This window comes from Streptomyces sp. NPDC104307 (genome assembly GCF_055584045.1).
The window spans coordinates 1-15,285 of record NZ_JBVJMU010000012.1 but is presented as its reverse complement, the minus strand read 5'-3'; the positions used below and the strand labels follow the sequence as shown (position 1 = coordinate 15,285).

Below are 15,285 nucleotides of genomic sequence, written 5' to 3'. Positions count from 1 at the left end.
GGAGATCGGACAGCAGCTTCTCACCAGGCCCGGCCCCAGCAGGAAGCAGAGACAGTGCTGTGACAGAGGCAAAAGAAGCGATCCTCCTGGTGGGCGGCAAGGGAACCCGGCTGCGCCCGCTCACGGTGCACACCCCGAAACCCATGGTTCCGGCGGCAGGCGTCCCCTTCCTCACGCACCAGCTGGCGCGTGCCCGTGCCGCCGGAGTCGAGCACATCGTCCTCGCGACGTCCTACCTGGCCGAGGTCTTCGAGCCGTACTTCGGCGACGGCTCGGAGCTCGGCCTGCACATCGAGTACGTCACCGAACGCGAACCGCTCGGCACCGGCGGCGCCATCCGCAACGTCGCCGCACGGCTCACCTCGGGCCCGGACGAACCGGTCCTCATCTTCAACGGCGACATCCTCACCGGCCTCGACATCCGGGCGCTCGTCACCTCGCACGCCGACTCCGGGGCGGACGTCTCACTCCACCTCACCCGGGTCGAGGACCCGCGCGCCTTCGGCCTCGTACCGACGGACGACACCGGCCGGGTCACCGCGTTCCTGGAGAAGCCGCAGACCCCGGAGGAGATCGTCACCGACCAGGTGAACGCGGGCGCGTACATCTTCCGCCGCTCCGTCATCGACACCATCCCGACCGGCCGCCCGGTCTCCGTGGAGCGCGAGACCTTCCCCGGACTCCTCGCCTCCGGCGCTCATCTCCAGGGCATGGTCGACTCCACGTACTGGCTGGATCTCGGCACCCCGCAGGCCTTCATACGCGGCTCCGCCGACCTGGTGCTGGGCCGCGCACCCTCCCCGGCCGTCCCCGGCCGCTGCGGCGACCGGCTCGTGCTGCCGACCGCCACGGTCGCCCCCGACGCCAAACTGACCGGCGGTACGGTCATCGGCGCCGACGCCGTCATCGGCGCGGGCGCCCGGATCGAGGGCTCCGCCGTACTGGCGGGCGCGGTCGTCGAACCCGGCGCGGTGATCACGGACTCCCTGGTCGGAGCGGGCGCCAGGATCGGCAGCCGTACGGTGCTGGCCGACGCGGTCATCGGGGACGGGGCCAGGGTCGGCGCCGACAACGAACTGCGCGACGGCGTCCGGATCTGGTGCGGGGCACACCTGCCCGCCGCGTCGGTGCGCTTCTCCTCGGACGAATGACCGGGCGAGCCGCTCCTCGCAGCACACCCCGAATGGCCGGAATCAGCCGTACCCTCGACAGGCACCCCCGACTACCGAGGACCTCACCCGTGGCAGGACGATTCGCTCCCCGCAGCGCCCCGCGCGCGGCCGTCCCGCGCCAGGTGACGACGCCCGAACCGGCGGCGCTGACCCGCGACTGGACCCCGCCGGGCCCGTTCGACCTGCGGCTCGTCCTCGGCCCGCTGCGCCGGGGCCCCGCCGACCCGACCTTCCGGATGTCCGCCGACGGCTCCGTCCGCCGCGCCAGCCGCACCCCCGCGGGCCCCGGCACCCTCCATGTCGTCGCCCGCGAAGGGCGGATCGAGGCGGCCGCCTGGGGGCCCGGCGCGGCCTGGCTGCTGGACCAGCTGCCGACGCTGCTGGGCGCCTGTGACGAACCGGAGGCCTTCACCCCGCGCCACCGGCTGCTCGCCGTGACCCATCACCGGCGACCGGGACTGCGGCTGCTGCGCACCGGCCTGGTGATGGAGTCCCTGATCCCGTCGGTGCTGGAACAGAAGGTCACCACGGACGAGGCGTACCGCGCCTGGCGCCTCCTGGTCCGCAAGTACGGCGAGCCGGCGCCGGGCCCGCAGGAGTACGGCCTGTACGTCATGCCGGACGCCCGCACCTGGTCGCTGATCCCGTCCTGGGAGTGGCACCGCGCGGGCGTGGACAGCAAGCGCTCCGCGACGATCCTGCGCGCGGTCCGGGTGGCCCGCCGCATGGAGGAGGCCGCCACCATGGAGCTGACCGAGGCGATGGCCCGCCTCCAGGTGATCCCGGGGATCGGCCCCTGGACGGCCGCCGAGACCCTGCAGCGCTCCAACGGCGCCCCGGACGCGGTGACGGTCGGGGACTTCCACCTGCCCGGCATCGTCGGCCACGCGCTGGCCGGCAACCGGAACGCCGACGACGAGGAGATGCTGACCCTGCTGTCCCCGTACGAGGGCCAGCGCCACCGGGCCACCCGCCTGATCATGCTCTCGGGCAACACCCCGCCCCGCCACGCACCCCGGATGACCCGGGGCGACATCGCGCGCCTGTAGGACCGGGCGAACTCAGGCCCGCCCCAGCGGATCACATCCGAGCCGGGAAAAATCAAGCCTGTCCGGCACATCACATCCGAGGCCGGGCAAAATCAAGCCCGTCCGGCGATTGAGGACCGGGGTCCGGGGCAGAGCCCCGAAACCACCCACCGGGCCACCGCCTCTCACCGCACCACGACAAACGCCTCCGCATCGCGCCCCACCCGCGGCGCCGCCGCCTCCACCGCCCGCCCCACGGCCACCGCCCCCAGCGGATCCCACGAAGACGGCAACGCCAGCACCTCCCGCACGACCTCGCGGCAGAACATCGTCGAGGACACCCACGCGGACCCCAGCTGCTCACCCGCCAGCGCCACCAGGAAGTTCTGGATCCCGGCCCCCGCGGCGACCACGAACATCTCGCGCTCCGCGCCGTCCCGCCGCTCGTCCCCGTACGTGTGGGAGCCGTCCATCACCATGCACGGGACCACCAGGTACGGCGCCCGGCGCAGCACATCGCCGCGCCGCACCCGCTTGGCGACCGACTCCTCGCTCTTCCCGTCCCGCCGCAGATCCGCGATCCACGCGTCCCGCATCGCGTCCAGCAGCCGGGTCCGCGACTCGGGCGACTCCAGCAGCACGAACCGCCACGGCGTCGTGTGATGCGGCGCGGGCGCCGTCACCGCCGTGGCCACGGCCCGCCGCACCGCGCCCGGGTCCACCGGCTCTTCGGTGAACTCGCGCACCGTGCGCCGTTGGGTCATCGCCTCCCGTACCGCCTCCGACGTGCCCAGCCGGAACATGTCGTCGGCCGCGACCCGCACCATCGCCCGCGCGCCCTCGTCGGACGCCGGGTCCACGAGGTGGCCGAGCCCGCGCACCACCGCTACGGGCAGTCCGTTCACCTTGCCCTTGACCAGGTCACCGGCAGCGGCCAGCTCGTCCGCGGTGGCGACGACGGTCGCGTTCAGCGGATTGCCGTGCCCGTCGCTCCCGCCCCGTAGATCGTCCAGCACCCGCACCCCGGCCGCGCCGATCGCGACATCGGTCAGCCCGTTGCGCCACGGCCGCCCGAAGGTGTCCGTGACCAGGACGCCGACCTTGACGCCGAGCGCGTCCCGCAGCCCGTCCCGGATCGCCCGCGCAGAGGCGTCGGCGTCCTCCGGCAGCAGCAGGACCGTTCCGGCGGGGGTGTTGGAGGCGTCGACCCCGGCCGCGGCCATGACCAGGCCCTGCCGGTTCTCGACGATCCGCAGCGCCCCGCGCCGCGCCACCACCCGTACCGTCTCGGCGTCGATCGCTGCCTCCCGGTCGGTGGCCTCGACGATCCGGCCCTCCGCCTTGGAGACGATCTTCGAGGTGACGAGGAGGACGTCACCGTCGAGGAGACCGGGTCCGGTGGCGGCGATCAGCTTCGCGAGATCGTCACCGGCCCGCACCTCGGGCATCCCGGGCAGCGCCCACAGCCGGAAGGAGGGCGCGGCGTCCGGGGCAGTGCTCATGCCCGTACCTCTTCCGCCAGCGCGAGCGCCTGCCGGGCCATCTCGGCGGTGGCGGCGACATCGGTCATCATCAGCGGGACGGAGCGGCAGCGGACGCCCGCGGACTCCACCTCGTCCACCGCGCCCGCGTCCACGGTGTCGACGAGCCAGCCGTCGAGCAGCCCGGAGCCGTAGTGCTGGGCGACCGCCGCGGCTGTCGACTCGACGCCCACCGCGGCGAGGACCTTGTCGGCCATCCCGCGCACCGGTGCGTCACCGACGATGGGGGAGAGGCCGACGACCGGCACTCCGGCCTCGGCGATGGCCTCCCGGATACCGGGCACGGCGAGGATCGTCCCGATGGACACGACGGGGTTCGACGGCGGGAAGAGGATGACGTCGGCCGAGGCGATCGCCTCCAGGACGCCCGGCGCCGGCTTGGACTGCTCGGCACCGACGGGCACGATCGCCTGGGCGGGGACGGAGGCGCGGAGCTTCACCCAGTACTCCTGGAAGTGAATGGCCTTGCTCTCGCCGTCGGCGTCCACCGCCACATGGGTCTCGATCCGGTCGTCGGACATCGGCAGCAGCCGGACCCCCGGCTTCCAGCGCGCACAGAGCGCCTCCGTGACGGCGCTCAGCGGATAGCCCGCGCCGAGCATCTGGGTGCGGACGATATGGGTCGCGAAGTCGCGGTCACCGAGGCCGAACCACTCGGGGCCCACGCCGTAGGCCGCGAGCTCCTCCTTGACGTGGAAACTCTCGTCGGTACGCCCCCAGCCCTGGTCCTCGTTGATGCCACCGCCGAGGGTGTACATGACGGTGTCGAGGTCGGGGCAGACCTTGAGCCCGAACAGATGGATGTCGTCACCGGTGTTGCCGATCACCGTGATGTCCGCGTCGGGCGCGGCCTCCTTGAGGCCACGCAGAAAACGAGCACCACCGATACCGCCGGCCAGAACCACAATGCGCATGGAAACAGTCTGTCAGGCGAAGCCTGATCGTTGTCGGGGTGGTGGCGGGCGACGGGTGGGGCTGTCAGGCGAAGCCTGATCGTTGTCGGGGTGGTGGTGCGTCGTCAGGCGGTGACCGTCGACGCGGCGCGCTGCGAGGCGTGCATGGGCATGTCGGTCAGGCCCGGGTAGTAGATGTGCAGGCTGACGGCCGGTTCGAGGGAGTCGTTGACCACCTCGTGGGCGTAGCCGGGGGCGAAGACGCGCTGGGCGCCGGAGCCCAGCGTCCGCTTCCCCCGGTCCGTACGCTCCGTCAGCTCGCCGTCCAGCACGGTCAGTACACCGGAGGACGGGCCGTGGTCGTGCAGCCCGCTGCCCTGGCCCGGGATCCAGCTGAGCAGCCAGACGTCGTACCCGGGGAGGCTGAGCAGCCGGTGGTACCAGCGGGTGGTGGCGTCGTACTGGACGAGCGGGGCCCAGCGGGGGCGGTCGTCGGCGATGGAGCGGGCGAGCCCGGCGAACTCCGCCACCGTGGCGGGGTGCTCACGGGCGGGGCGCAGGAGGTGCTGGACCTCAAGGAGGTCGCCGGCGATCTGGAGGTCGCTGTCGCTGTTCATGGGTGCGGTGGTTCCTCGGCGGGAGTGCACGGGAGTGCGGGTCCGGTGGGGGTGCGGGGGTGTCGCGAGGACCGTGGGGACCGGGTGACCACGGGCCGTGAAGGCCGCAGGGGAGGGTCCGGGGGTCCGGGATGAGCTGTGTCGGGCTGGAGCGCGAGGGCTTCAACAGCTGAGACAGCTGGAACAGCAACAGCGAGCCTGGACAGCGCTACGGAACCCACGGATGTGGGTGACGCGCATCGCTGAGGTCACTGGCATGACATCAAGGAGAGCCGGAGAACCTTCGGACTGTCAACCCAATGCCCGATTTGAGGCTAATGTTTCACCTCATCCGGTTGCTCCGAGCGGAGAAAGGTTTGTGCAGCGCTCGTCGGGGAGACATGGCGCAGCAGAGGTGCCCGTAAACGCGGTTGCGGCTCCGTGACCCGACTGTGATCTTGATCGCTTCGGTGATCGAATCGCAACGTGCCCGCCCTCCAGGGAGTTCCTCTCCGTGACGGGTGATCGCGCGATGGGCGCGCGAGAGGCCCATGGCATATGTCAGGTTTTTGGTTATTTGAACACTTACCGCATAGGCTTGGTGCCGCAGAGTGAATACCGGGCCCAATAGCAGATCTGCGCTTGACTGGCACGAAGCTACACACTTGTAATTTCACTCGTGTCGTTCGGCCGATTCGATAACGGCCGCATCACGGGGACGCAAGAGACAGACGAGGGGCGCACATGACCGAGCTGTTCCAGCAACTGCTGGTCGAGGACGCGGACGAGGAACTCGGCTGGCAGGAGCGCGCGCTGTGCGCCCAGACCGACCCTGAGTCCTTTTTTCCTGAGAAGGGCGGATCCACCCGCGAGGCGAAGAAGGTCTGTCTCGCCTGTGAAGTCCGGTCCGAATGCCTTGAGTACGCCCTTTCCAAGGACGAGCGGTTCGGCATCTGGGGCGGTCTCTCCGAGCGCGAGCGACGGCGTCTGAAGAAGGCCGCGATCTGAGGGCGCGATCCGAGGCCGCGATCTGGCGCGCACTGGCCGGGGAACCCGAAGAAAGCCCGCAGCCGCAGCCGCTGATCAGAAGCCGCTGATCAGAAGCCGCTGATCCGCAGCCGCTGATCAGAAGCGCCTGATCACAAGCGCCTGACCAGAAGACCCTGAGCCCGGCCGGAAGACGCCGGACTCCGGCGAGCGGACCGCTCCCCGGAGTTGCCTCCGACCCGGCCCGCCCATGGCCCGCCGCCTGCACCCTGCCCGCAGGCGGCGGGCCATCGCCGTGCCCGGTGCACCGCCCCCGGCCCCGTACCGTCGCTCTCGTTCAACCGCTCCGCGCCACCCCGGTTATCCGTACCGTTAGTGTGGGGCCCCGTCCGAGACGCGCCAACGACCCGACAGGGCGCGCGTGTACACCGATGCAGCCCCCGGGGGTACGTTCCCCCGGACCCGGCCGGAGGGCCCGTACCTCGATGTCCGTGCACAGCCATTCGACGGCGCCGTACGCGGCCGCCGCCGCCCCAGAGTTCCCCAGGCATGTCGTCACCGCCGTGCTCGTCTCCCACGACGGCGCACGCTGGCTGCCCGACGCACTCGCCGGGCTGCTCGGGCAGGAACGTCCCGTACAGAGCGTCGCCGCCGCCGACACCGGCAGCGCCGACGACTCCGCGCGGCTGGTCACGGAGGCGCTCGGCGCCGACCGCGTCCTGCACCTCGCGCGACGTACGAGCTTCGGCACCGCAGTCGACGAGGCGAGCCGCACCGCCGGTGTACTCACCCCGGACGACCTGCCGTACCTGAAACGCCCCAGCGGCTGGGACCCGGTCACCCGGTCCTGGCGTGACGACAATTACGACCTGCCCGAACTGCCGCACGGCGAACCGGTGCAGTGGCTCTGGCTGCTCCACGACGACTGCGCCCCCGAGCCCGACGCGCTCGCCGAGATGCTGCGCGTCGTCGACAACGACCCGCACGCCGCGATCGTCGGCCCCAAGCTCCGCGGCTGGTACGACCGCAGGCAGCTCCTCGAAGTCGGCGTCTCCATCGCCAACAGCGGGCGCCGCTGGACCGGTCTCGACCGGCGCGAGCAGGACCAGGGCCAGCACGACCAGGTCCGTACCGTGCTGTCCGTCTCCAGCGCCGGCATGCTCATCCGCCGTGACGTGTGGGAGGAGCTCGGCGGCTTCGACCGCAGGCTCCCCCTGATGCGCGACGACGTCGACCTGTGCTGGCGCGCCCACATGGCCGGGCACCGGGTGCTGATCGCCCCCGACGCCGTCCTGCGGCACGCCGAGGCGTCCGCCCGCGAACGGCGCCCCATCGACTGCGCCGGGCGGTCCGTCTCCAGCCCGCACCGCGTCGACAAGGCCGGCGCCGTCTACACGATGCTCGTCAACGCCCGGGGCAAGCTGCTGCCCTGGGCGCTGTTCCGGCTGGTGCTCGGCACTCTGCTGCGTACGCTCGCCTACCTCGTCGGCAAGGTGCCGGGGCAGGCGCTCGACGAGGTCGCCGGGCTCCTCGGCACGCTGCTGCGGCCGGGCAGGATCCTCGCGGCCCGCCGCCAACGCGGCAAGGGGGCCATCGACCCGGCGGAGCTGCGCGGGCTCTTCCCCGCGCCCGGCGCCACCGTCCGCGCCACCGTGGAACAGGTCGCCGGGAACTTCGGCGGCTCCACGGAGGCCGAGTCCGGCGGCTCGCGGCACGGCGCCGTGGAGTCCGGACCGGGCGGCGACGACGCGGACTTCCTGGAGATCGACCAGTTCGCCAAGTTGAAGAAGGTCGGCCGCAAGCCGGGACCGGTGCTCTTCGCCGTCCTGCTCCTCGTCTCGCTCGTCGCCTGCCGCAGCCTCATCGGCGGCGGCGCGCTGGCCGGCGGCGCCCTGCTGCCCGCACCCGGCGACGTCTCCGAGCTGTGGGGCCGGTACGCGGACGCCTGGCACACCGTCGGCACCGGCGGCACCCAGACCGCGCCGCCCTACCTGGCCATGATCTCCGCGCTGTCCGCGCTGTTCCTCGGCTCCACCGGATTCGCGCTCACCCTGCTGCTGGTCTGCTCGGTCCCGCTGGCCGGACTCACCGCGTACTTCGTCTCCCGCCCGCTGATCCCCTCGCGGCTGCTGCGGGCCTGGGCGAGCGTCGCGTACGCCTTCCTGCCCGCCGCGACCGGAGCCCTGGCGACCGGCAGGCTCGGCACCGCCGTCCTGCTCGTCCTGCTGCCCCTGATCGCCCGCGCCGCCGTCTCGGCGCACGGGATGCGCGGCAGCGGTGACAGCCGGGGCAGCTGGCGCGCCACCTGGGCGTACACCCTGCTCCTCACCCTCACGATGGCGTTCACCCCCATCGTGTGGCCGCTCGCGGTGGTCCTCGGCATCGGTGTCCTCGCGCTGCGCCGCAACGACATCACGGCCTACGGACTCCGCTTCCTCGCCACCGTCGGCACCCCGCTGCTCGTCCTGGCGCCCTGGTCGCTCTCCCTGCTGACCAGCCCCTCGTCCTTCCTGAAGGAAGCGGGCCTGGAGGCCGGTACGGGATCGGCCTCCGCCCTCGATCTGCTCGGCATCAGCCCCGGCGGGCCCAAGGCGGCGGGCGGCGTCCTGCTGCTCGGCATCGTGCTCGCGGCGCTGGCCGCGCTGCTGCGCGGGGAGCGGCAGTTCGCGGTGCGGACCGCCTGGGTCGTGGCCCTGGTCGGGCTGGCCTTCGCCGGGCTCGCCAACGGCTCCGGCTGGGCGGGACCCGCCACCCTCGTCTACGGCGCCGCGCTCATCGCCGCCGCGCTGGTCGGCGCGGACGGTGCGCGCATCCGGGTCGCGGAACTCAGCTTCGGCTGGCGCCAGCCGGTCGCCGTCCTGATCGCGCTCGCCGCGGGCATCGCACCCGTGCTGGCCGCCGTCGGCTGGATGATCGGCGGCGCCGCGGGCCCGCTGGAGCGGCGCGACCCGGTGCAGGTGCCCGCGTTCGTCGCGGAGGAGAGCGGCACCCGCGACCAGCCGCGCACGCTGGTGCTCGACGGCACATCGCCCTCCAGCGTCGCGTACACCCTGGTCCGCGGCTCCGGCGCCCGCCTGGGCGACGCCGAACTCGCCGCGGCGGGCGGCGGCAACAGCCACCTCGACAAGGTCGTCGGCAACCTGGTCGCGGGCTCCGGCGCCGACCAGGGCAGCCAGCTCAGCGGCTTCGCGATCCGTTACGTCCTCGTACGGGACGGCGCCCCGAAGCAGATGAGCCGGGTGCTCGACGCGACGCCCGGTCTCAGCCGGCTCAGCCAGCTGGACGGCAGCGCGCTCTGGCGCGTCGACCGGCAGGTCGCCCGGCTCATGATCGTCCCGCCCGCCGCCGATGCCGACGCCGAGCCGCTGCCGGTGGGCTCCAGCCCGGTCGAGGCGCACACCGAGATCCCGGCGGGCGGCGCGGGCCGGGTGCTGCGGATCGCCGATGCCGCCGACCCCGGCTGGCAGGCCACGCTCGACGGCCGGCCGCTGACCCGCAAGACCGTCGACGGCTGGGCCCAGGGCTTCGAGCTCCCCACCGGGGGCGGCTCGCTGAGCCTCACGTACGAGGCGTCGATCACGCACTCCGCGTGGATCTGGGCCCAGGCCGCGCTCGGCCTGGTCCTGCTGGTCCTGGCCCTGCCGGGCCGCCGCCGGGAGATCGACGACGACCTGCCGGAGGAGACCGTGCCGGTCCCCGCCGAGCCGGTCGCGGGCGAGGGCCGCCGGGCACGCAGGCTGCGCGCGGCCGCCCAGGCGGAGGGCGAGGACGGCGACGAAGACGTCGAATACGTCGACGAGGACGGCGACGCGGGGGAGCGGGCGGAGTACGCCCCGCCCCAGCAGCCGTCCGCCGAACCGCAACCGCCCGCCGCCGCCGACGACGACGGCCAGGACGTCTTCGTACCGCGGCAGGCGGACGGCGACACCGGTGAGTACGCGGCGGTGCCGCAGCAGGCGGACGGCGACACGGGCCAGTACGCGGCGGTGCCGCAGCAGCAGTACGGGGAATGGGACGCCCAGCAGTACCAGGGCGCCGACTACCCGCAGTACCAGGAGGGCCAGTACCAAGAAGGCCAGTACCAGGACGGCCAGTACGGAGCCGGGCAGCAGCAGAACGCCCCCGGCGCGTACGACCAGTACGGCTATCCGCAGCAGCAGAGCGACTACACGGTGTACGGCCAGGGGCAGTACGCGCAGTACGACCCCAACGCCCAGTACGGCACGGGTGAGCAGTACGGCAACGCCCCGTACGACCCCAATACCCCGTACGACCCCAACGTCCAGTACGGCACGGGCCAGTACGGGGACCAGCAGCCGTACGACCCACAGGGCCACGACCAGAACCAGAACCAGAACCAGAGCCGGGATCAGAACCAGAATCCCGACGAGAACCCCGCCCCGGGCCAGAACCCGTGGCCGACCGGTAACGCATCGCGAGGCGAGTCCGAGTGAAGTCCACCAGCCTGTCCCTCATCGCGGGGGCCGTCGCCCTCGCCGCAGTCACCGGATTCGCCGCGATCACCGTGCCCGGGGACGACGGTGCGGCGGAGGCCGGGGCGTCCTCCCGGCTGCCCGTGGAGCGGTCCAGCCTGCTCTGCCCGGCGCCCGGTCTCTCGGACCTCGCGGAGACGGCGTACACGTCCTTCACCCCGCCTGCGGACGGCGACGGCGAAGCCGGTACGGCCGAACTGAAGTCACCCGCGGCCGGCAAGAAGAAGGACAAGTCCAAGTCCGAGGACAAGAGCAAGAGCAAGGACAAGTCCAAGGACAAGGCGGCCGGTTCGGACAAGCCTGTCGTTGCCCTGAAGGAGCCCGGCAAGCCGGTGACCGCCGACGTGTCCGGTTCGGACGCCCCCGCTCTCGTCGGTACCGCCACCGGCCGGCTCGCGCCCGGCTGGAGCGCCCAGCAGACCACCACGGTCGAGGCCGGCGACGGACGGGGTGTGCTCGGGGTCAGCTGCACGGCACCCGACACCGACTTCTGGTTCCCGGCCGCGAGCACCGCGAAGACCCGTGAGGACTACGTCAACCTCACCAACCCGGACGACACCGCCGCGGTGGCCGATATCGAGCTGTACGGACCGGACGGCACGCTCAAGTCCGATGTCGGCGAGGGCATCACGGTCCCCGCCGGATCCGGCGTCCGGGTCCTGATCTCGACGCTGACCAGCAAGGCCGCCGACGATGTGACCGTCCACGTCACCACCCGCACCGGGCGGGTCGGCGCGGTCGTCAGGACGGCCGACAGCAAGACCGGCAGCGACTGGCTCACCGCCTCCGCCGCCCCGGCCGGCACCCTGGTGCTGCCCGGCATCCCGGCGGACGCGACCTCGGTCCGGCTGGTGGCCTTCGCCCCCGGCGAGGACGACGCGGACCTCAACGTGCGGCTGCTCGGCAAGACCGGCCCGTTCGCCCCGGTGGGCAACGAGGATCTCCACGTGAAGTCGCGGATGACGGCCGGGGTCGACCTGAAGAACCTCACCCGGGGCGAGGCGGGCTCCCTGCTGCTGACCCCCACCCAGAAGGACCGGGCCACTCCCGTGGTGGCCGCTCTGCGGGTGGTCCGGGGCAAGGGCGACAAGCAGGAGGTCGGCTACATCCCGGCGACCGGACCGGTGGGCGCGCAGGCGACCGTGGCCGACAACCGGTCGAAGGGCTCGACGCTCTCGCTCACCGCACCGGGCGCCGCCGGCACCGTGAAGGTCACGGCGTCCGCGGGCAGCAAGGCGGGCACCCCGGTCAGCAAGACGTACAAGGTCGCGGCGGGCACGACGCTGGCGGTCACCCCGCCGGTCCCGTCCGGCCTCAAGGGCACGTACGCGCTGACGGTTCAGACGCAGTCGGGCGGCCCGGTCCACGCCGCCCGCACGCTCGCACTCCCGCAGGACGGCATCCCGATGTTCACGGTGCAGACCCTGTCGGACGACGGCGGAACGGTCGAGGTACCGGCGGCCGAACAGGACCTGTCGGTCCTGGACGACTGACCGCGCAGGGGGCAGGGGGCAGGGGGCAGGGGCACGGGGCCCAGGGGCTGAGGAGACGCGCCCCTTCCCTCTTCCCCTACTCCTGCCCGTAGCGCGGGTCGACCGACTCCGGGGCGAGTCCGAGCAGTTCCGCGACCTGCTCGACCACGACCTCGTGCACCAGCAGTGAGCGCTCGTCGCGGTTCTTGGTACGGATCTCGACGGGGCGCCGGTAGACCACGATCTGCGCCGGCCGCCCCTTCTCGGCGGACAGCGCGTTCCCCAGCGGAACGGTCTCCTCCCCGGTGCTCGGCACATCGAGGACCACGAAGTCGACCTCGGCCAGCTGCGGCCAGCGCCGCTCCAGCCGTTCCACGGAGTCCTGGACGAGATCACGGAAGCTGTCCGCCCGGCTGGCCGAGAGCGGCACCTGGGGCGGTGCGACGGGCCCGCGCATGCCTCGGCCGTGGCGGTCTCGGCGCCGCGGTCGCGGCTCGGACGGGTGGGGCGGTACGGGACTGTCCATCACCGACGCAGCGTAACGCTCCGCGCGACGAGTGGACGGCGGCTGCGCGGGGACGAAACCGGCCTGTCCGCTCTTGAACAATCCGGCCACGGGGGAGCCCGGTTCCGGCCCCGCTCGTGACCGTCCTCCGCTTGTCCTATGACAGCTTTTGCCGTGCGCGGCGACCGGAACGGTTGCCTTCCTGACCTGCGATCTTCCGCTGTCGCGCAGGTCAGGAGGGTTCTCCCGGGGGTGGCCGTACCGCGGGTCACAGGGCGACACGGTGGGGTGAGCCGGGGGAGAGTCGTCGCAGCCCGCTCAAGAGTGCGGTAGCGTCCAACATCGTGAGCCCTGTACGTCGCTGTTCGCGCACCGCGTGCGGCCGCCCTGCCGTCGCGACACTGACGTACGTCTATGCCGACTCGACTGCGGTCCTCGGCCCGCTCGCCACCTACGCCGAGCCCCACTGTTACGACCTCTGTGCCGAGCACAGCGAGCGGCTGACCGCGCCACGCGGCTGGGAGGTCGTCCGGCTCTCCGACCCCTCCGCGCCCGTGCGCCCCAGCGGTGACGACCTCGAAGCGCTCGCCAACGCCGTACGGGAAGCGGCGCGCCCGCAGGACCGGGGCGACGGGCCCAGGGGCGGCGGCGGCCGTCGTACCGCGGATCCGGCGGAGGTCGCCCGCCGGGGCCACCTCCGGGTGCTGCGCTCGCCCGAGTCCTGAGCGGTCGCGGTACGCCGGGTCCTGAGCGTGCGCCGGTACGCCCGGCGCGCGGGGGGTCTCCGGCCGCCGGGTAGTTTGGCGGTCCGCAGAAACCCTCAGGAGGACCGTCCCGTGACTGCAGACCTGTCGCAGCTCGTGAAGGCGTACGACGTGCGCGGAGTCGTGCCCGACCAGTGGGACGAGGCCCTGGCCGAGCGGTTCGGAGCGGCGTTCGTCGAGGTGACGGCCGCGGCCGCGATCGTGATCGGCCACGACATGCGCCCCACATCACCGAGCCTCTCGGGCGCCTTCGCCCGCGGTGCGGCCGCCCGGGGCGCGGACGTCACGATGATCGGCCTGTGCTCGACGGACCAGCTGTACTACGCGTCGGGGGCACTGGACCTGCCGGGCGCGATGTTCACGGCCTCGCACAACCCGGCCCAGTACAACGGCATCAAGATGTGCCGTTCGGGCGCCGCCCCGGTCGGCCAGGACACCGGCCTCGCCGAGATCCGCACCCTGGTCGAGCAGTGGTCCGAGACCGGCGCCCCGCAGCCGGCCGCCACCCCCGGCACGGTCACCGAACGGGACACGCTCACCGACTACGCCGCGTACCTGCTGTCGCTGGTGGACCTGTCCGCGATCCGCCCGCTGAAGGTGGTCGTGGACGCGGGCAACGGCATGGGCGGCCACACGGTCCCCACGGTCTTCGCGGACCTGCCCGTCGAGCTGGTCCCGATGTACTTCGAACTGGACGGCACGTTCCCGAACCACGAAGCCAACCCCCTGGACCCGAAGAACATCGTCGACCTCCAGGCCCGCGTGCTGGCCGAGGACGCCGATCTGGGCCTGGCCTTCGACGGCGACGCGGACCGCTGCTTCGTGGTGGACGAGCGGGGCGAGGGAGTCTCCCCGTCGGCGATCACCGCCCTGGTCGCCGCCCGCGAACTGGCACGCAACGGCGGCAGCGGCACGGTCATCCACAACCTGATCACCTCCCACTCGGTCCCGGAGGTCGTACGGGAGAACGGCGGCACCCCGGTCCGCACCAGGGTCGGCCACTCCTTCATCAAGGCGGAGATGGCCGCACACGGGGCGATCTTCGGCGGTGAGCACTCGGCGCACTACTACTTCCGCGACTTCTGGAACGCGGATACGGGCATGCTCGCCGCCCTCCACGTCCTGGCCGCCCTGGGCGGCCAGGAGGAGCCCCTCTCGGCCCTGCTGGCCCAGTACGACCGCTACACCGGCTCCGGCGAGATCAACTCCACGGTCGACGACCAGCCGGCCCGCACGGCGGACGTCCGGGCCGCGTTCGCGGACCGCGAGGGCGTGAGCACCGACGAGCTGGACGGCCTGACCGTCACGGCCCCGGACTGGTGGTTCAACCTCCGCGCCTCCAACACCGAACCGCTGCTGCGCCTGAACGTCGAGGCCCGGGACGAGAAGACGATGGCAGCGGTACGCGACGAGGCCCTGACGGTAATCCGCAGGCCGTGATCAGCAAACGGGCCGGAGGCGCTGAGCTGTGCCCGCGTCCAAGGAGACCCCGGCCGTAATCCGCAGGCCTGGATCAGCACCCTGATCCACCGCTCCCGACACAAGCAGCCTCCCGCAAGACCAGCCTCGCCGACGTATGAGGCGCGGGAGCCCGCCCACCGGGGCGTCACCCCAGCCCCGCACCAGCCTCGCCGCCCCCGCTTCCAGCCTTGCCGATGTATGAGGCGCGAGCCCGCCTACTTGTACGTCACCCCAGCCCCGCGCGAGTCCAGCCGAGCCCGGCTTCCAGCCTTGCCGATGTATGAGGCGCGGGAGCCCGCCCACCGGGGCGTCACCCCAGCCCCGCACCAGCCTCGCCGCCCCCGCTTCCAGCCTTGCCGATGTATGAGGCGCG

The 15,285-nt window shown here is 72.5% G+C and carries 11 protein-coding genes; 7 read left to right on the top strand and 4 right to left on the bottom strand.

The features are described from left to right. Positions 1-59 precede the first annotated feature (59 nt). Complete coding sequence (gene manB / locus ACZ601_RS26260) at positions 60-1,151, top strand: mannose-1-phosphate guanylyltransferase (protein WP_469542261.1); 1,092 nt, start codon at positions 60-62, stop codon at positions 1,149-1,151. Between the two features lie 89 nt (positions 1,152-1,240). Then, the gene (locus ACZ601_RS26255; RefSeq protein WP_469542260.1) at positions 1,241-2,221 is read left to right on the top strand and encodes a DNA-3-methyladenine glycosylase family protein; all 981 of its coding nucleotides are present in this window, start codon (positions 1,241-1,243) and stop codon (positions 2,219-2,221) included. Positions 2,222-2,385: 164 nt separating this feature from the next. On the opposite strand, the gene ACZ601_RS26250 is transcribed toward ACZ601_RS26255, so the two are convergent. From ACZ601_RS26250 to ACZ601_RS26240, 3 genes are all read right to left on the bottom strand, one after another. Continuing rightward, positions 2,386-3,702, bottom strand: coding sequence for a coenzyme F420-0:L-glutamate ligase (locus tag ACZ601_RS26250; protein ID WP_469542258.1), 1,317 nt, complete (start codon positions 3,700-3,702; stop codon positions 2,386-2,388). Beyond that, positions 3,699-4,655, bottom strand: a complete 957-nt coding sequence (cofD, locus tag ACZ601_RS26245; protein ID WP_440577895.1) for a 2-phospho-L-lactate transferase — start codon at positions 4,653-4,655, stop codon at positions 3,699-3,701. The genes ACZ601_RS26250 and cofD overlap by 4 nt, the downstream gene beginning before the upstream one ends. A gap of 104 nt (positions 4,656-4,759) precedes the next feature. Beyond that, complete coding sequence (locus ACZ601_RS26240; RefSeq protein WP_469542255.1) at positions 4,760-5,251, bottom strand: cysteine dioxygenase; 492 nt, start codon at positions 5,249-5,251, stop codon at positions 4,760-4,762. Positions 5,252-5,974: 723 nt separating this feature from the next. On the opposite strand from ACZ601_RS26240, the gene ACZ601_RS26235 reads away from it, so the two are divergent. From ACZ601_RS26235 to ACZ601_RS26225, 3 genes are all read left to right on the top strand, one after another. Then, positions 5,975-6,238 carry a WhiB family transcriptional regulator gene (locus ACZ601_RS26235; protein WP_024494319.1) on the top strand — a complete coding sequence of 88 codons (264 nt, stop codon included), beginning with the start codon at positions 5,975-5,977 and terminating at the stop codon, positions 6,236-6,238. 464 nt (positions 6,239-6,702) lie between these two features. Next, complete coding sequence (locus ACZ601_RS26230; RefSeq protein WP_469542252.1) at positions 6,703-10,671, top strand: glycosyltransferase family 2 protein; 3,969 nt, start codon at positions 6,703-6,705, stop codon at positions 10,669-10,671. Then, a complete protein-coding gene (locus tag ACZ601_RS26225) occupies positions 10,668-12,203 on the top strand; it encodes a DUF5719 family protein (RefSeq protein WP_469542249.1) in 1,536 nt (511 codons plus the stop codon). The genes ACZ601_RS26230 and ACZ601_RS26225 overlap by 4 nt, the downstream gene beginning before the upstream one ends. Before the next feature lie 76 nt (positions 12,204-12,279). Here ACZ601_RS26225 and ACZ601_RS26220 read toward each other — a convergent pair whose 3' ends face one another. Beyond that, positions 12,280-12,708 carry a metallopeptidase family protein gene (locus ACZ601_RS26220; protein ID WP_440579292.1) on the bottom strand — a complete coding sequence of 143 codons (429 nt, stop codon included), beginning with the start codon at positions 12,706-12,708 and terminating at the stop codon, positions 12,280-12,282. A gap of 323 nt (positions 12,709-13,031) precedes the next feature. Between ACZ601_RS26220 and ACZ601_RS26215 the strand changes: the two genes are divergently transcribed. Together ACZ601_RS26215 and ACZ601_RS26210 are read left to right on the top strand one after the other, a co-directional pair. Further along, positions 13,032-13,412: a DUF3499 domain-containing protein gene (locus ACZ601_RS26215; protein WP_311305363.1), complete on the top strand. Its 381-nt coding sequence runs from the start codon at positions 13,032-13,034 to the stop codon at positions 13,410-13,412. 111 nt (positions 13,413-13,523) lie between these two features. Beyond that, a complete protein-coding gene (locus ACZ601_RS26210) occupies positions 13,524-14,891 on the top strand; it encodes a phosphomannomutase/phosphoglucomutase (RefSeq protein ID WP_469542246.1) in 1,368 nt (455 codons plus the stop codon). Positions 14,892-15,285: the final 394 nt, after the last annotated feature.